Source organism: Nitrospirota bacterium, from assembly GCA_013388455.1.
Classification (GTDB): Bacteria; Nitrospirota; Thermodesulfovibrionia; order Thermodesulfovibrionales; family SM23-35; genus JACAFF01.
The window spans coordinates 47,779-64,318 of record JACAFF010000001.1 but is presented as its reverse complement, the minus strand read 5'-3'; the positions used below and the strand labels follow the sequence as shown (position 1 = coordinate 64,318).

At 33.9% G+C, this 16,540-nt stretch carries 17 protein-coding genes; 3 read left to right on the top strand and 14 right to left on the bottom strand.

The features are described 5' to 3' along the window. Nucleotides 1–30: 30 nt before the first annotated feature. From folE to hisC, 8 genes are all read right to left on the bottom strand, one after another. Nucleotides 31–594, bottom strand: coding sequence for a GTP cyclohydrolase I FolE (folE, locus tag HXY53_00315; protein ID NWF75011.1), 564 nt, complete (start codon nucleotides 592–594; stop codon nucleotides 31–33). A gap of 160 nt (nucleotides 595–754) precedes the next feature. Next, the gene (locus HXY53_00310; GenBank protein NWF75010.1) at nucleotides 755–1,570 is read right to left on the bottom strand and encodes an inositol monophosphatase; all 816 of its coding nucleotides are present in this window, start codon (nucleotides 1,568–1,570) and stop codon (nucleotides 755–757) included. Between the two features lie 24 nt (nucleotides 1,571–1,594). After that, nucleotides 1,595–2,158 carry a 5-formyltetrahydrofolate cyclo-ligase gene (locus HXY53_00305; GenBank protein ID NWF75009.1) on the bottom strand — a complete coding sequence of 188 codons (564 nt, stop codon included), beginning with the start codon at nucleotides 2,156–2,158 and terminating at the stop codon, nucleotides 1,595–1,597. Next, entirely contained in the window at nucleotides 2,155–3,180 is a 1,026-nt protein-coding gene (locus HXY53_00300) for a sodium:calcium antiporter (GenBank protein NWF75008.1), read from the bottom strand. Before HXY53_00300 ends, HXY53_00305 begins: the two co-directional genes overlap by 4 nt. After that, nucleotides 3,180–4,046: a universal stress protein gene (locus HXY53_00295; protein NWF75007.1), complete on the bottom strand. Its 867-nt coding sequence runs from the start codon at nucleotides 4,044–4,046 to the stop codon at nucleotides 3,180–3,182. Before HXY53_00295 ends, HXY53_00300 begins: the two co-directional genes overlap by 1 nt. Then, entirely contained in the window at nucleotides 4,043–4,825 is a 783-nt protein-coding gene (locus tag HXY53_00290) for an AAA family ATPase (protein NWF75006.1), read from the bottom strand. Before HXY53_00290 ends, HXY53_00295 begins: the two co-directional genes overlap by 4 nt. 55 nt (nucleotides 4,826–4,880) lie before the next feature. Beyond that, a complete protein-coding gene (hisB, locus tag HXY53_00285) occupies nucleotides 4,881–5,471 on the bottom strand; it encodes an imidazoleglycerol-phosphate dehydratase HisB (protein NWF75005.1) in 591 nt (196 codons plus the stop codon). A 13-nt stretch (nucleotides 5,472–5,484) separates the two neighbouring features. Next, nucleotides 5,485–6,531, bottom strand: coding sequence for a histidinol-phosphate transaminase (gene hisC, locus HXY53_00280; protein NWF75004.1), 1,047 nt, complete (start codon nucleotides 6,529–6,531; stop codon nucleotides 5,485–5,487). A gap of 161 nt (nucleotides 6,532–6,692) precedes the next feature. Between hisC and larC the strand changes: the two genes are divergently transcribed. Beyond that, entirely contained in the window at nucleotides 6,693–7,868 is a 1,176-nt protein-coding gene (gene larC, locus HXY53_00275; GenBank protein NWF75003.1) for a nickel pincer cofactor biosynthesis protein LarC, read from the top strand. 7 nt (nucleotides 7,869–7,875) lie between these two features. Here the strand turns inward: larC and HXY53_00270 are convergent, their stop codons facing one another. Then, nucleotides 7,876–9,333, bottom strand: coding sequence for a DegQ family serine endoprotease (locus HXY53_00270; protein NWF75002.1), 1,458 nt, complete (start codon nucleotides 9,331–9,333; stop codon nucleotides 7,876–7,878). An 86-nt stretch (nucleotides 9,334–9,419) separates the two neighbouring features. On the opposite strand from HXY53_00270, the gene ychF reads away from it, so the two are divergent. Then, entirely contained in the window at nucleotides 9,420–10,514 is a 1,095-nt protein-coding gene (ychF, locus tag HXY53_00265; GenBank protein ID NWF75001.1) for a redox-regulated ATPase YchF, read from the top strand. Between the two features lie 12 nt (nucleotides 10,515–10,526). Here ychF and HXY53_00260 read toward each other — a convergent pair whose 3' ends face one another. Beyond that, entirely contained in the window at nucleotides 10,527–11,309 is a 783-nt protein-coding gene (locus HXY53_00260; GenBank protein NWF75000.1) for a hypothetical protein, read from the bottom strand. Between the two features lie 274 nt (nucleotides 11,310–11,583). Between HXY53_00260 and dksA the strand changes: the two genes are divergently transcribed. Next, the gene (dksA, locus tag HXY53_00255) at nucleotides 11,584–12,027 is read left to right on the top strand and encodes an RNA polymerase-binding protein DksA (GenBank protein ID NWF74999.1); all 444 of its coding nucleotides are present in this window, start codon (nucleotides 11,584–11,586) and stop codon (nucleotides 12,025–12,027) included. A gap of 56 nt (nucleotides 12,028–12,083) precedes the next feature. On the opposite strand, the gene HXY53_00250 is transcribed toward dksA, so the two are convergent. From HXY53_00250 to HXY53_00235, 4 genes are read right to left on the bottom strand one after another with little or no spacing between them, the layout of a single operon-like run. Continuing rightward, nucleotides 12,084–13,205: a hypothetical protein gene (locus HXY53_00250; protein NWF74998.1), complete on the bottom strand. Its 1,122-nt coding sequence runs from the start codon at nucleotides 13,203–13,205 to the stop codon at nucleotides 12,084–12,086. Then, a complete protein-coding gene (locus tag HXY53_00245; GenBank protein NWF74997.1) occupies nucleotides 13,198–14,247 on the bottom strand; it encodes an AI-2E family transporter in 1,050 nt (349 codons plus the stop codon). Before HXY53_00245 ends, HXY53_00250 begins: the two co-directional genes overlap by 8 nt. Beyond that, entirely contained in the window at nucleotides 14,234–14,914 is a 681-nt protein-coding gene (locus tag HXY53_00240) for a gamma-glutamyl-gamma-aminobutyrate hydrolase family protein (GenBank protein ID NWF74996.1), read from the bottom strand. Before HXY53_00240 ends, HXY53_00245 begins: the two co-directional genes overlap by 14 nt. Further along, a complete protein-coding gene (locus tag HXY53_00235; GenBank protein NWF74995.1) occupies nucleotides 14,911–16,533 on the bottom strand; it encodes a D-aminoacylase in 1,623 nt (540 codons plus the stop codon). Before HXY53_00235 ends, HXY53_00240 begins: the two co-directional genes overlap by 4 nt. Nucleotides 16,534–16,540: the final 7 nt, after the last annotated feature.

Sequence of the window (16,540 nt, the reverse complement as noted above, 5' to 3'; positions counted from 1 at the left end):
TTTAAAAATGCTTATACCAGAGAATTAAACTCAGTCCTTCTTTTTTATAAGCTCCAGCAATTCTTCTCTTGTTGATTGCTTAGTTCTGAATATACCTCTAACTGCTGAGGTTACAGTCTTGGATCCAGATTTTTTTACACCTCTCATACTAATACACAAATGTTCTGCATCAATAATAACCATTGCTCCCTTAGGCTTGAGTTTTTCCATTATTAAATCTGCAAGTTGTGTGGTAAGTCTTTCCTGAACCTGTAATCTTTTAGCGAAGACTTCTACAGCTTTAGCAAGTTCACTGAGTCCAGCAATTCTGCCACCAGATGGGATATAGGCAACGTGGGCTTTTCCAATAAATGGTAGGAGATGATGTTCACATACAGAATAGAAAGGAATATCTTTAAGAAGCACCAGTTCATCGTGACTTTCACCTTCAATTGCTTTCAGAATTTCTTCGGTGTGTGTTTCAAGTCCTGCAAATATCTCTTGATACATTCTTGCAACACGTTCTGGGGTGTCTTTCAATCCTGATCTATCAGGATCTTCGCCAATACCTTCGAGGATTAATCTGACACCCTTTTCTATCTTCTTTAAGTCCATGACAACTCAATACTGCGATTAATAGGCAAATTTTAGCACTTGTAATGACCTGATGTCAAAATTATTAACCCAAATATTGCATTTTCGAGCTAATATGCACAGGTCTATAATAAACTATATGGCTTAATTTATGAAGCAAAATCAAGGATACATTATATTTTTATTTATCAATGATTCCTGAAAATACTCTTCTTACTTCATTCAGTAATTCATTATGCACTGAAGGAATTCCTGCCACAACATTTCCTGTTTCAAGATAATCACTATCACCTCCAAAATCTGTAATAACACCACCTGCCTCTTTTATAAGAATTGCTCCTGCTGCTATATCCCATGGACTTAATCCTATCTCAAAAAACCCATCACATCTCCCACACGCAAGGTAAGCAAGGTCAAGAGCAGCAGACCCTGCCCTCCTTATATCGCTTACTCGCGAAAAAATGCCCTTAAATACCTTAATATAAGAGTCTATAAGTTCTTTTTTCCGAAAAGGGAAGCCGGTTGCAATAAGACTATAACTGAACTTTCTCATCGATGATACACTTATAGGTTTTTCATTTAAAAAAGCCCCTTTCCCCTTTTCAGCAGTAAATAGTTCTTCCCTTGTCGGGTCAAAAACAATACCCAGAAGTATTTCTTCATAATATTTAAGTGCTATAGATACAGAAAAAACAGGATATCCATGAATAAAGTTTGTAGTACCATCAAGTGGGTCTATTATCCATTTATATATACCTGTATCTGCTGCCACCACAGACTCTTCTGCAAGAAAAAGGTGATCAGGGAATTTCTTTTTGATTATCTCTATAATGATTTTTTCTGATTCTTTATCTATACGTGTAACAAAATCTGATAACTGTTTGCATACAACATCTTTTTCAGTAATTTTTCCAATGTTATCAACAATGTACTTACCAGCATGATGTGCTGCCTCTACTGCAGTTTTCAAAAATACACTTTGTCCTTTTTCAAGCATAATTCATTAAATATATAATATTTTCTATAGCTTTATTATCCTTTTGTCAGTAATTATCATATCAACCTTTACATCGTGTAATTCTGATGGTACTGAATCTACGATCTGTTCTTCATATGCTAATCCAATAATTGGTATCTTTTTCTTCATACTTGCTAAAAGAATGTCATAATATCCTCCACCGTAACCTAATCTATTACCTGAACAATCAAAAGCTACACCGGGTGCTATAATAAGATCAATATCTTCAAGTTTAAATAACCTGTTTTCAAATATATAAGGTTCAGGGATACCCATATAACCTGACTTCAATTCGTTTAAATCCTTTATTTCATATAAAATTAGAGCCTGATTTTTTATATCCACCTTTGGAAGAATAACCCTTTTGCCCATGTTTATTGACTCTTTTATTAAGCTTAATGTCTCAACCTCTGATCTGAAAGAAGCATAAAAAAATATTATGTCAGCTTCTCGGAATTCAGGAATCAAAAATACTTTTTCCTTTATGAGAGAATTTTTCACATCTCTTATAATTTTTGGGATTTCATCTCTTTTTCTCAACACGATACTTCTGATATTTTTCTTCATAATATTTTGCCTGTAATTAAAACGATAGCATATAAAAAATAAAGGGCGCCTCCGAAAAGAATTGTAAAAGGTGAAATCCTTTTTCTGATAGTCAATTCCATAAGCACAATAATGGAAGATAAAATTGCTATTATTGCAGAGAAAAGTGCCATACCTGTTAATTTCCAATCAGTAAAAAGAATGCCAATGGAAACTGGGAAAGTAGATTGAAAAACCATAGCACCTGTTATATTCCCCATTGCAAGTGTATCACGACCTTTCCATGTCCATGTTATGCTGTTAAACTTTTCAGGCAGTTCTGTTGCAATGGGTGCAAGGATCAGTGCAAAAAGCATTGGGCTCATTCCAAATCGTATAGAGATGTGCTCAAGGTGTTTAACAAAAGTATGAGCCCCTGTAATCATAATTGCAAGAGCACCTGTGATCTGTAAGAATATCAGGAAGAAATGAGGGTTTTTTGATTCAGTCAATCCAGCCTTTCCAAGTAATCTACACAAATACATTCCTTCTGAATGCTCTAAATCAGCGCTTTCACATCTTAGAGTTTTATATGCATATAAAATATATCCTGTAATTAGCGTTACAGCAATCAGTACTGTGAATGACCTCCCTGTAATAAATGGTAATGATATAGCCATTGTATACATTGGCAGAAAGAATAAAAGATCTCTCTTTATTGAACTTATTTCAACTTGAAATTTGAAGTTTCTCTTTTTCCTCAAATAAGAGATTATAACCGTTAGCCCGACAACGAAAAAAGCGAGTGTTGATAACATGAATGGTGCTCCAAGAATTGCACCCATTCCTATATCTTTTGCTGATTCACCTTTATAAAAAAATATTGCAACTACAGGAAGTATTGTCTCAGGCAATGCAGTACCAACTGCAGCAAGGAGGCTTCCTACTACCGCCTGAGATAGTGAAAATTTTCTCCCCAGAGTTTCAATTCCATTTGTAAAACTTTCAGCAGATATCAATATCAAAAAAAGTCCAAAAAATAATAAGAGTATATCACCAATCATTAGCTTATTACGAGGACTGGACAGGGAGAGGTTTTCAAGACAGCATCAGTAACACTTCCTATAAGCATTCCTTTGATCAGACCCAGTCCTTTTGCACCCATTACAACCAGATCCATATCTCTCTCTTCTACAAATGAGATTATTTTTTTTACAGGATCACCCTCATAAATAAATCCCTGCTCTTTTAATGATAAATTTTCTAAAAATGAATTGAGAGTTTCTCTTGTCTTTTCTTTTAACTCATTTAATGCTCTATCTTTCTCTTTTTCTTGTCCTTGCAATCTCTTTATTCTTTTTATTAAATAATCCTGAGAAACGTGCAGAATCTCTAATTTTGCTGAAAAAATATCCTTCAATTGCAATGCAACATTTAGAGCCTTTTTTGATTGATAGGAAAAATCAACAGGACAAAGAATTTTGTTTATCTTTAAACTTTTAATACTTGTAGAATTAGATTTCTTACCCCTTACAACAAGCATCGGTATCTGAAGTCCTTTGATCAATTTTTCTGAACTGCTACGTCTAAAGGTATGTGTCATAAATCCAAGAATCAGCATATCAGCATTTATTCTTTTAAGAGTTGCGTGAAAAGATTCTTGAAGCCTTCCAATGATAACTTCGGTTTCTATATTAATAATGTTAGCACTACTAAATAGTTTTTTTACTGCTTCAAAATTTTTTTCTGCGTTCTTCTTTTCTTCTTCGATATAAGGGATTAAATAAGCTGGAGGAGTTACGATGTAATCAATAACATAAAGAAGATGCAAAGAAGCTCTTAATTTATCAGCAAAATACGATGCATAACTGATAATACTATCTGTCTTTGGGCCGAAATCGATTCCTATAAGAATTTTTTCAATTTTCATTTTTTCAAATATAATTTTTCTAATCTATTTTTTATTTCTTCTACATCCTTAACTGTTTCTGGTGATAATTTATATGGCGATAATCCCCGAATATCCGCTTCCATAACAGCATTGTTAAATGCAATAGCTCCTATAAATTGCATATTTTCTATGTTTTCTTTTATAAAATCTAAATCTTTGGAATCCCTTATTTTATTTGCTACAACAAAAACATTTTTGACACCAAGACCTTTTGCTAACTCTTTAACTGCTCTTGCTGTCTGTATACTTCTCTGTCCTGGTTCAACAACAACTATAAATGCATCAACAGACTCTGCTGTTCCTCTCGTCAAATGCTCTATCCCTGCTTCCATATCAACAATAACAACTTCACTACGTTGCAAAATCAAGTGTTTAAGCAAATTTCTGAGAAGCACATTTTCAGGACAGTAACATCCGGATGCTGCTGCCTTCAATTTCCCAATAGTCATGAGTGTAATATCGTTTATTCGATACCCGATTTCATCTGGTAAATCATCAACTTTAGGATTTAATTTAAATATTCCTCCCATCCTGCCTCTTTTCGTTCCTGTTCTCTCCTCTATAAGCTCTTGCATATCTGATATTGGTTTTATCTTTTCTGCTTTTTCTTTTGGAACACCAAGGGCAGATGCAAGATTTGCATCCGGATCTGCATCAACAGCAATTACTCTTTTGCCATCTGCTGAAAAAAGTTGACTCAATAAAGATGCAAGAGTGGTCTTACCTACTCCACCTTTTCCTGTTATTGCTATTTTCATAACTTCCCCTCTTGAGATGGTTGAAGGGGTGTATTTTCCTGAAAAAATTTATTAATCAGTCTAAACATTTCTTTGTTGAAGGCACACCCTTAATCCTCGGATCGATAGTTACAGCTTGCTTTAGTGCTCTACCCAGGGCTTTGAATATAGCCTCAATTATATGGTGAGTATTCCTCCCATACTGAGATTCTATATGAAGGGTAATTCCACTGTTGCTCACAAATGCAAGCAAAAAATCCTCGATAAGATCAGGGTCGAAGTTCTTTAATTTACTCTTCTTCGAAAACTGAACCCTGTATACAAGGTAAGGCCTTCCACTGATATCAAGGCTAACCAGAGCAAGCGCTTCATCCATTGGCACAGATGCCTGACCGTATCTTGATATACCTTCCTTTTTTCTAAGGGCTTGTTTTATTGCTTTGCCCAGCACTATTCCTATATCTTCTACTGTATGATGATCGTCAATCTCGGTATCACCTTTTGCTTTTATCTTCATATCAAAAAGCCCATGCTTACACATAAGTGAAAGCATATGATCAAAGAACGGAATTGAGGTATCGATTGTATAATTTCCTTTACCGTCAAGATTGACTTTAACTTTTATATCCGTCTCCTTTGTTTTCCTCTCAATTGTTGCTGTCCTCATATTCTTCTCCTATTCAACTCTTTATACACGCAACCTCCTTTAATGCCTTCAGAAAAATTCTATTTTCCTCTGGTGTCCCTACCGTCACCCTTAAGCATCCATCTACGACACCTTTCATATTTCTCACAAGCACACCTTTTTTAAAAAGTTTTTTATAAATAAAATCAGGATTTTTAACTTTGAATAATATAAAATTTGCTTCTGATGGATAGGGCTTTATATTCTCTATCTTTGAAAGCTCATCGTGAAGTCTTTTCCTTTCTGAAACGATTGATTTTATGATTCCTGTCCTGATAGATTTATCTTTAAGAACTGCACAGGCTATTGCCTGAGAAATAGAATTGAGATTATATGGCAGTCTGACCTTATTCACTTCATTGATGATCTCTTTATCCGCGATAAGAAACCCTACCCTCATTGCTGCCAGTCCTATTTTACTTAACGTCCTTAAAATAACAAGATTTTCATAGTCGCTAAGTAAAGGAATAAACCCTCTATCACTCGCAAAAGGCTGGTATGCTTCATCAACTACAACAATAGCTTTATTTTGGGTAGCATCTATTATTCTTAAAATTTTGTCTTTAGAAAAACAATTTCCTGTCGGGTTATTAGGAGAGCTAAGAAAGATTAACCTGGGTTTCTCTTTTCTGATAGCGTATAAAGTGCCTTTTATATCGAGGTCAAATTCATTCCCCAGAGGAATTTCAATCCTTTTCTCACCTATAGCTTGCGAAATGATCCCATACATCGAGAATGTAGGCACTGGATAAAGAACAGGGCCTCCAAAAGTTGTAATAAGATAATAAATTAATTCATCTGACCCATTTCCCTGAAGTATATTTTCGGGTTTTAATTTTAAATCTCTTGAAAGGAGTCTTTTAAGATCTTTAGCTTCTGGATCTGGATATCTATTAGTCTTTATAGATTTTAAAAACTTTTGCAAACCTTTAAAACCGTATGGGCTTTCATTAGCATCAAGCTTGACCTTACAATTAATCTCCTTTGCATTATATGCAGATAATGACAAAATATTGGTTTTAACAATGTCTTTAATATTCATTCCAAGTGAATTATACCATAACTTATTCAAAGTAACGTTGAAAACTAAGAAGATTCTCTTTAAAATTCTTCCAAAGAAACTTTGTAATACAGCATGCAATTGATCGTCCTTTAATTATCTTCTTGTGTGGTAAAATAATTCTTATCTGAGGAGAAATTACTGTGAAAATTGCATATTTTGATTGTTTTTCAGGAATAAGCGGTGACATGAGTCTTGGTGCTCTTATTGATGCAGGACTTTCGTATAAAAAATTGGAAAGAGAGATAAAAAAGATCCATATTGAAGGATATAAACTACATGTTCAAAAAGTTAAACGTTCATTTCTTTCTGCAAAGAAAGTCACTATTAAAATTTCTCAAATACCTTCAGTGAAAGCTGATAAAGCTATAAGAAGATGGAAAGATGCTGAAAAATTAATCAATTCATCTTCACTTTCATCAGTTATTAAAGAGCAAGGACTTAGAACGCTGAAGAGAATTTTTGATGCTGAAGCACGCGTTCATGGTATTTCATTTGATAAAGTCCATCTACATGAGCTCAGCGCTGTCGACTGTATAATTGATATATTTGGAACAATCATTGGTTTAAACCTTATGGGCATAGATAAAGTCTATTCATCCCCAATAAATCTTGGAAGCGGCGTCATCCAAACAAAACATGGTAAAATTCCTGTCCCTGCTCCAGCAACTGCTGAAATACTTAAGAATGTCCCTGTTTATTCAGGAGGAGTGTCTTCTGAGTTAACTACTCCAACTGGAGCAGCAATCATTAGAGAAATTTCGTCAGCTTTTGGTGATGTTCCGATAATGAAAATCAATAAGATTGGAATAGGTGCAGGAGAAAATAAATTTCAAAACTGGCCAAATGTATTGAGGATTTTTATTGGTGAAACTACAGATAAAAACACTTTTTTTGAAAATGAAATTATCACGGTAATCGAGACTAATATCGATGATATGAATCCTCAGATTTTTGAACATGTTATAGAGAAGCTTTACAAAGCAGGTGCTCTTGATGTCTATCTCACTCAGGTAATCATGAAGAAGGGAAGACCTGGCATATTGATGACCATACTTTCACGGATAGAACAGAGAGATAACCTAATAGAGATAATACTTCGAGAGACCTCTACAATTGGCTTGAGATTTTATGAAACTAAAAGGAGAATCCTTGAAAGGCAAATAAGAACAATAGATACAAAGTGGGGTAAAGTAAAAGTAAAATCCTCAAAGCTCAACAAAAATCTAAAAAAAATAACACCTGAATATGAGGACTGCAAAAAAATTGCAGATAAATTTAATGTCCCTCTTATTTCAGTAATGAGAAAAATTACATAATCAATTTTTATTTATTCGAGAGAATAACAAATGAAGATGTGCCGCCTCTGAATATAAGAAGCATAATGTCATCTCCAGGTTTTATTTTTGATACTATTAATTCATATTCTTTTGTATTTGTTACAGGATTTCTGTTTATTTCCCTTATAATATCTCCCTCATTCAAAACTGCATCAGCAGGGCTGTCAGCTTCAATTTGTGTTATTATAACCCCTTTGATTTTTTTAGGAATATTATAGTTACTGTATATATCAGGGGTAAGATCACTTACTGTTACACCATTTAAAAGATTGTTATATTCACCCTTTGACAGTTTTTGCATATCTGAAGGCAGTTCAGTAATAACAATCTTCTTTGTATACTTATGATTATCCCGAATAATTTTTATTTCAACCTCTTTACCTGGTAAGGTATTTGCCACCATATTTCTTAACTGATTAGGCTCTTCTACTTTCTTACCATTATACTCAATGATGACGTCACCTCGTTCAAGACCGGCCTTTTCTGCTGGACTGCCTTCTACTACATCACCAACAAGGACTCCCCAATCATCTTTTATATTGAACTGCTCGGCGAGTTCTGGAGTTAGGCTCTGAATAGTAATACCAAGCCATCCCCTTATAACCTTACCTTCTTTAATAAGACTATCCATTACTGTCCTTGCCATATTTATTGGAACGGCAAAACCTATACCCTGATACCCTCCGCTTGTACTGAAGATAGCGGTATTGATTCCCACAAGTTCGCCCTTCACGTTGACTAATGCTCCACCGGAATTTCCAGGGTTTATTGCTGCATCTGTCTGAATAAAATCTTCATAATCAGCTATCCCGACATTAGCTCTTCCCACTGCACTAACAATACCCATAGTAACTGTCTGGCTTAATCCATAGGGACTACCAATAGCAAGAACAGTCTCTCCAACTCTAAGTTTTTCCGAATCACCCAACTTTATTGTAGGTAGATTTTCTGCTTCTATCTTTATAACCCCTATATCAGTCATCGCATCTGTCCCAATAATCTTGCCTTTGAATTCCCTTTTATCTGACAGAGTTACTCTTATTTCTTCTGCTCCTTGAATAACATGATTTGCTGTTAAAATATAGCCTCTGGAATCAATAATAACACCTGACCCAAGATTTGCAGCCTTTCTTTCCTTTGGAGTTCTAAACTGGTCTCCAAAAAATCTTCTAAAAAAAGGATCATCGAAAAAAGGATTAATTTTCTCTCTCACCTTTATTGTTCGCGTTGTTGAAATATTTACAACAGCAGGCCTGACAGCTTCAACAATTTCAGCAGTCGCTTCTCCGATCCTGCTTAAAACATTTATTGATTTCTCTGAACTTTTTAATTCATTTGAATAGGCATATGAACCTAAATCAGCAATTAAAAAACAAAGAATAGCAGATATCAGAACTACTTTAAGAGAATAAAGCAAAGTTTCCTTTTCCAGTTTGTAATTCATGGTTCCTCCTGAATAAAATGTTTGTATATTTAATATAACACTTTTGATAATATAAGTTTAAAAGTATGATTAAATGAATTAAACAAATGAATATTGCAATAATAGGACTGTCAAATTCAGGAAAAACAACGGTTTTCAACGCGCTGACAGGATTGAATATTGAAACTCATCCTTATCCCTCACTTTCTGGAGAACCTCATAAAGGAGTAGTGAAAGTCCCTGACATGAGGCTCAATAAACTCTCTGAGATATTCAAACCAAAAAAAACTACTAATGCCACTATAGAATATATTGACTTCATCGGCTTAACCAAGGGTGAAATAGATCAAAACAAAAAGGTATTTGATGTTATAAAAGATGCTGATGCTTTGCTTCAAGTTGTCAGGGTATTTAAAGACGATAAAGTTTTCCATCCTTTTGGTAATATTGATGCATTAAGGGATATTGAAACTGTCGATTTTGAATTAATATTCGGTGATCTTGAACTTATAGAAAAACGGCTTAATAAAATTGACTACGATATAAAGCGCGGTAAAAAACCTGATGAATCCGAAAAAAAACTTCTTCTTAAATGCAAAAATTTTCTTGAAAAAGAAATACCTCTCAGTGAAATCCAATTCAGTAAAGAAGAAAAGATGACCATGAAGCATTTACAGTTCTTATCTCTAAAGTCTGAAATAATAGTATTAAATATTAGTGAAGATTATTTAAATACTGATAAGATAAAAAAGCTTGAAGAACATATTAAAAAATATCTTGAAAATAAGAACAGAAAAAAAGTATCTATTTTATCTATTTGCGGTAAATTAGAGATGGAACTTTCCCAATTACTTCCTGAAGAAGCCCAATTGTTTTTTAATGATTTAGGGATAAAAGAACCTGCTCTGAACAAATTAGTTCGTATGAGTTATTATATTCTCGATCTTATATCATTCTTCACATACACAGGAAACGAATTAAGAGCATGGAGTATTAGAAAAGGAGCTACAGCTCAAGAATCTGCTGGAAAAATTCATTCTGATATTGAAAGAGGATTTATACGGGCAGAGGTTATTTCCTATGAAGATTTTATAAAAGTAGGCAATATACATGCTGCGCGTGATAAAGGATTGCTACGACTTGAAGGAAAGACATACGAGGTGAAGGATGGAGATATAATCTATTTCAGGTTCAATATATGAATTCTACATACCCTATTCTAATTCATGTTTATTTTCCTCTCTATTTGACAATTCCCTGTAGACAAATGGTTTTGTACTAATCGGGAGTGAAGGAAAATTGTATAATTCTCTCAGGTCAGATGTCTTTATATTACTAAGAAAATAAACAATTCGTGAAAGAGGAGTATGATTATTCATAATTAGCGACAACTGGACTGTATATCTAACCGACCATTTTGGATGATTTGCTATCTGTCGAATAACTTGTGATGTTATTTTCTTCATACTTATAATCTTGCATATATCTCCTTCTGTTATATATGGACTTTCAAGACATATGTCAACAACTTCTTTCATGCCATCTTCGATAAGCCTTAGCAGTACATTATTACTTGCCCTTCTTGCAAGAGTCATTTTGATTCCTAACGGCAGCGATATTATTTTCTCAATAATATGTGCCTCAGCTTTTGCTCTTACATTTATAGGAATATTTTTATTCCTTGTAAGATCCGCAAGATCTAATATTTTCAAAGATTTTATTAGTGATAAAGAAATCCTTTGCGGAGTTTTCGGGTTTTTACAGAGAGCTAATTTAATGCGGTAACTGTCCTTCCACCGATTATCTGCATAGATAGATTCAATTATTTCAAAGGGGAGATTTCTTCTGCCAGAAAGAATCAGTACGTGATCCTCTGTGAGATTGGGATTTATCAAAATCCGCTGAAGCACTCTAATAGATGAATGATATAAAAACTTGTTTAATTCCTCTTCGCTTGCGCTACAAGCTAAATTAAGAGCGTCTTGTAAATCCTTCATTTTTATATTTTAAACTAATCTACATTATTGAAGAAATAAAAGATTCCAAAAAGACTGTCTGGATAGGTTAATTAATGAACTTCATTACAACTGCGACGTAACAATCTCGCTTTTCCTATATGAGATTGCCACTCCTGAATAAAGTTAGGCCCGTAATGATATTGATTTCACAGGCTTATAACTTTTTATCGCTAAGTTTGGTCATCTTTTTTAATTGACTAAAAGGTTTAAATTTTGTTAATTTAAAAAATTATTTTTAGGAGTCCTAGTGAAAATGAAAAAAACTAAAGAAAAACTGAAAAAAGTTGCTCCAGTAAAAAAATCAACAAAACCAACTAAAAAGAAAAAAATTTTGACTATCAGAGAAAAGAAAATAGGTGAAATAAAGAAAAAACTTTTAGCACAACGAAAAGCCCTTTTAGCAGAAGCAATAGCTGCACTTAATGAACTCCCTGAAAAGACTGTTTATCCTGATCTTGGAGATCAGGCATCTGCAGAAATAGATAGAAATTTTATGCTAAGGCTTAGAGGTAGAGAACGTAAACTTCTCAAAAAAATAGAAGAAGCTTTAGATAGAATAAAACTTGGCACCTTTGGTATATGCGATAAGTGTGGACAGGAGATTGATATTAGAAGACTTGATGCAAGACCTGTTACCACTATGTGTATAGAATGCAAAACCTTACAGGAAGAGGAAGAAAAACTGATGGAAGTATAAATTTTCTATCAGTATTATCCTCTCATCTTAAGTTCATATTTATCACATAAATCTGATTAAAATCTCAGAAATGCTCCGATATTACCCGCATCTTGAAGTTTCCTGTTTTTTGATATAACTTCTACAATCGCACCCTGTTCTATAGATTTCTGAGCAATTAGATCAACAATATAATTTACTTCATCTATTTCTCCTTTACAATAAGGACATGAAGCAACAGATTGAATCGTTAGATATCCGCATTCTTTACAAGACTTACCTGAATGTTTGAAATCTTTAAGAACTATGAGTTTCATAATCCTACCTTCCTGCAATGCGAGCAAAACATCTTCTATCCCTATTACCGCATTTTCATTCTTCATAGCTTTTGTAAGTAACTCTTCAACATCCGCATCTTCTTTCTTTTCTTCTACTTTCTGAAGAATGGGTTTAACTTTTTTTAATATATCTTTAGTTCCTGCCTGCATATCAGCCTGAAAAGTACCTATCAATTTTTCTGCTATATTCGATGGAAGCATTGTTTTAACTTTTGTAACCGCCTCTTCCGATCCTCCGATAATCAATCTTCCCACGTATTCCCGTGAAAGGAATGTTTCCATCTGTTTTAGCACATCCTTCAGGTGCAGATTGACATGGTAATCGATATGCCTTTCATAACTCTTTTCTGAGAGAGCAAACCATCCACCTTTTTTGTGTCTTCCTGGAACATCTTTAGTATATAATTCTGAATATTCTTCTATCTCCCCAAGATGTATAACAAAAAATCTTGCGACATCCCTTCCAACAAGCAGTATTGCATATCTCTGATGATTATCAAGGATGTCAAGAAGCGGTTTTATATAAGGTGTTTTATCAATAATAATTTCATTTTTTACAGGAACTGCAAGATGAAATTCTTTCCAGAAACCTCTTTCATGGCAACTGATAAGAGCGAGCCCGTTTTTAAATATTTTTTTATTGTTTTTTATATATGACTCAATCTTTCCAAGATCATTGCCTATCTTTTTCAAAATTGATTTATCTAAAGTTTCAGACGTTTTTTTTAACATATTTTTTACATGAATCATGTAGTCATTCTTTATATTCATTGCAGGGTTTACATTTAAATAAAGACTCACAAACATTGATCCATCAGTATGTATCTTTGCCATTTCTTTTAGTTCTTCTCGACTAAGCATTTTCCCCTCCTTCTATATGTCTGAATATTTCAAAGACAGAAATAAAAAGGGCAAGAACTAAAGGGCCCATAATAAAACCTATGAAACCAAAAATTTTGATACCTCCAAGCACACTGAAAAAGACAGCAAGAGTAGGCATTTTTGTTCTTCCACTTATAATAATAGGTTTTAATATATTGTCTACCATGCTGATCCCAAGAGAACCTACTATTAAAAGTATAATACCTTTCCCATAAAGACCTTGAATAAATAGATATCCTGTCATTGGACCCCATACTGAAAATGTTCCAAGCATCGGTAAAAAGGACATCACAGAAATAGCTGCCCCCCAGAGGACAGCAGATGGGATTCCGAGCAAATAAAACGTTATACCACCTATTAAGCCCTGAACAAGAGCAACAACAACCCCGCCATAAACAGTAGATATAATCATGTCCTTTACCTTTGATATCAACCTGTTCTTGTCCTCATCAGGAAAAGGTAGGTAATCCCTGATTCTCGACAAAAAGCCCGGTCCGTCTCTTAGGAAAAAAAATACTGCAAAAAGCATGAAGATAAAATTCAGGAAGACTATAGTAACATTTTTCAGACTTGATGATAATCTCATTACGATTTCATGCCCTATTTTTTTAATGTTCTCTGTGATAATCTTGCCAAAATCAACACCTTCCATCCCAAGATTACTCTGTATCCCGTCTACAATCTGAGATATTTTTGAATTAGTTAAGATGTTTTTGAGAGATTCAAACGTTCCGGAATTTAAACCTTCCAGAAAGTTTCGTATATCATCCACAAGAAGAAAAGATAAATATGTAAAAGGACCAAGTATGATCAAAATTATTATTGAAACAGTCATTGCTGATGCAAGTGATTTGTATTTCATATATTTAAGTAGAGATATGTATAATGGATAAAATACTATTGCAAAAACAATAGCCCATGCGATTGAGTTAAGAAAAGGGTCAAGTATTTTGTATGTCAGATATCCAAGTAGTGTTACTAAAAAAATAGATGTAATTGTATAAAATCTATTTACTGTCATAAGCCGCCGCAATAAAAGTTTGAAATAATTGAAGTGAAAGGTCGCTATTTTTAAGACGTTCTGGATGCCATTGAACTCCTACAAGAAATGAATAGTCTTTTTTATATAATGCTTCTATCACATTATCAAGAGAATATGCAAAAGATATAAGACCTTTTCCGAGGTCTTTAACTGCTTGATGATGTGTGCTGTTTACAGAAAACATTCCTTTTTGTAAAAACCTGTTTTCTGTGATCACAATATTATGATACCCTTTTTTATGATTAATTTCTACTCCATCCATAAAAGAAATATCCTGATAAAGTGTCCCTCCAAAGAATATATTGAGCATTTGCATACCATAGCAAATTCCAAGTATTGGTTTACCGAGAACTATCATTTGCTTTATTAGTGAAATTTCGAAATCACTCCTTACTCTTGAGACAACTTTCATTTCAGTCATTGTTGGCTCATGATAATAGAAAGGGTCTATATCATAACCTCCGGGAATCATAAGGCCACTTATGATTTCTGCATACTGAGATGGTTTTTTGACTGGAGGCAGGTAAAGTGGAATTCCTCCATTCATTGTTATAGCTTCTGCATAATCATTTTTTATTCTATAATAACCAGTTCTGCTTTCTATTATAATTCCGATAAAAGGTTTTCTTTCACTGTTTAATCTCATTTCCCGTTTCTCAGTATTCTTCCTGATCTACTCCCTGTTATTTCACCATCTTTTACAGCAGGAACTCCGTTAACAATAACATAATAAATTCCTTCTGGTTTTAAGAAAGGTTTTTCGAAAGTTGCCCGGTCTTTTATCTTCATGGCATCAAATATAACTATATCTGCATATGCACCTTTCTTCAAAATACCCCTTTTGTGTATTTTGAATATCAGGGCAGGTAATAGAGTTATTTTATGGATGGCTTCACTAAGGCTCATAATTGATTCGTCTCTTACATACTTTCCCAGAAACTTCGGAAAAGTACCAAATCCCCTTGGATGAGGATTTCCTTTACGTGTTATTCCATCAGTTGAACGTGAAGAGCTATCTGTTCCTAATGTAAGATATGGTAATGAAAGTAATCTTATAAGATTAGCCTCATCCATTGAGAAAAATATCGCACCAACCTTAAGTTTCTCATCTATGAGTAATTCAAATAACATGTCTACAGGGTCAAAACTTCTGTGCTTTGCAATTGAATAAAGACTTTTACCCTCCATCCATTTGTTTTTTCCTTTTGACACACTCGAAATATATATATTCTTCCAAAATACATCACTATTATCGGCTGTTGTCAGTTGTTTTTTTATCTTATTTCTTATATCTGAACTCTTCAGTCTTTCAAGTTCTTTTTCAAAACCTCCTTCAAAAACCCATGAAGGTAGAATTGAGTCAAGATCAGTAGATGAAGCGATATATGGATATCTGTCACAGCTTATCTTTATTTGCTTTTGTCGTCCTTCCTCTATAATTTCAATCATCCTGTCTATTTTGTGCCAATTCTTTCTTCCACTAGTCTTTATATGTGAAATATGAACCTTAATCATGGATTCCTGCCCTATGCGAATTGTCTCCTGAATAGATTCAAGCAATTTATCGCCCTCGCTTCTCATATGCGTCGTATATATGTGATTTCTACAGGATTTAGTTAGTTCTATTAATTCTTCAGTATCTGCATAAACCCCGGGTGGATAGATAAGTCCTGTAGAAATACCAATTGCACCTTCCGAAATTGTCTTTTTTAAAAGCGTTTTCATTTTTTCTAATTCATTATTTAGAGGTTTCCTGTCTTTATACCCAATTACGCTAGCCCTTATATTGCCATGACCTACGAGAGTTGCAAAATTCAGAGGTATTTTCCTTCTTTCGAGGAGATTAAGATACTCTCGTAAATCTAACCATCGTTCCTTAATATCAAATTCTTTCAAGTCATGTTCTCTTTGTTTTATGGCTTCTCCATAAAGTGGAGCAGCAGAAAGACCGCAATTACCGTTTATCTCGGTTGTGACACCCTGACACAGTTTTCCTTCTGCACGTGGATCAGCGAGAAGGGTAAATTCTGAATGCCCGTGGGTATCTATAAAACCTGGAGATACTACATAATTTTTTGCGTATATTGTTTGAGAACAATTGAATTTGGATATGAAATTTTTCTTTCTTGATTTCTTATTTACAAAAACAATTGTATCTTCTGAAATACCAATATCTCCTTCATAAGGTTCAGAGTTTGTTCCATCATAGATCAAACCTCCATGAATAAGAAGATCAATTCTCTTTTTTATCTGTCTTTCTATCATTGTAAAA

What these genes read in the sequence shown, in the direction of transcription:
- folE (NWF75011.1), bottom strand. Translation starts at nt 594, where the DNA reads ATGGACTTAAAGAAGATAGAAAAGGGTGTCAGATTAATCCTCGAAGGT.
- HXY53_00310 (NWF75010.1), bottom strand. Translation starts at nt 1,570, where the DNA reads ATGCTTGAAAAAGGACAAAGTGTATTTTTGAAAACTGCAGTAGAGGCA.
- HXY53_00305 (NWF75009.1), bottom strand. Translation starts at nt 2,158, where the DNA reads ATGAAGAAAAATATCAGAAGTATCGTGTTGAGAAAAAGAGATGAAATC.
- HXY53_00300 (NWF75008.1), bottom strand. Translation starts at nt 3,180, where the DNA reads ATGATTGGTGATATACTCTTATTATTTTTTGGACTTTTTTTGATATTG.
- HXY53_00295 (NWF75007.1), bottom strand. Translation starts at nt 4,046, where the DNA reads ATGAAAATTGAAAAAATTCTTATAGGAATCGATTTCGGCCCAAAGACA.
- HXY53_00290 (NWF75006.1), bottom strand. Translation starts at nt 4,825, where the DNA reads ATGAAAATAGCAATAACAGGAAAAGGTGGAGTAGGTAAGACCACTCTT.
- hisB (NWF75005.1), bottom strand. Translation starts at nt 5,471, where the DNA reads ATGAGGACAGCAACAATTGAGAGGAAAACAAAGGAGACGGATATAAAA.
- hisC (NWF75004.1), bottom strand. Translation starts at nt 6,531, where the DNA reads ATGAATATTAAAGACATTGTTAAAACCAATATTTTGTCATTATCTGCA.
- HXY53_00270 (NWF75002.1), bottom strand. Translation starts at nt 9,333, where the DNA reads ATGAATTACAAACTGGAAAAGGAAACTTTGCTTTATTCTCTTAAAGTA.
- ychF (NWF75001.1), top strand. Translation starts at nt 9,420, where the DNA reads ATGAATATTGCAATAATAGGACTGTCAAATTCAGGAAAAACAACGGTT.
- HXY53_00260 (NWF75000.1), bottom strand. Translation starts at nt 11,309, where the DNA reads ATGAAGGATTTACAAGACGCTCTTAATTTAGCTTGTAGCGCAAGCGAA.
- dksA (NWF74999.1), top strand. Translation starts at nt 11,584, where the DNA reads ATGAAAAAAACTAAAGAAAAACTGAAAAAAGTTGCTCCAGTAAAAAAA.
- HXY53_00250 (NWF74998.1), bottom strand. Translation starts at nt 13,205, where the DNA reads ATGCTTAGTCGAGAAGAACTAAAAGAAATGGCAAAGATACATACTGAT.
- HXY53_00245 (NWF74997.1), bottom strand. Translation starts at nt 14,247, where the DNA reads ATGACAGTAAATAGATTTTATACAATTACATCTATTTTTTTAGTAACA.
- HXY53_00240 (NWF74996.1), bottom strand. Translation starts at nt 14,914, where the DNA reads ATGAGATTAAACAGTGAAAGAAAACCTTTTATCGGAATTATAATAGAA.
- HXY53_00235 (NWF74995.1), bottom strand. Translation starts at nt 16,533, where the DNA reads ATGATAGAAAGACAGATAAAAAAGAGAATTGATCTTCTTATTCATGGA.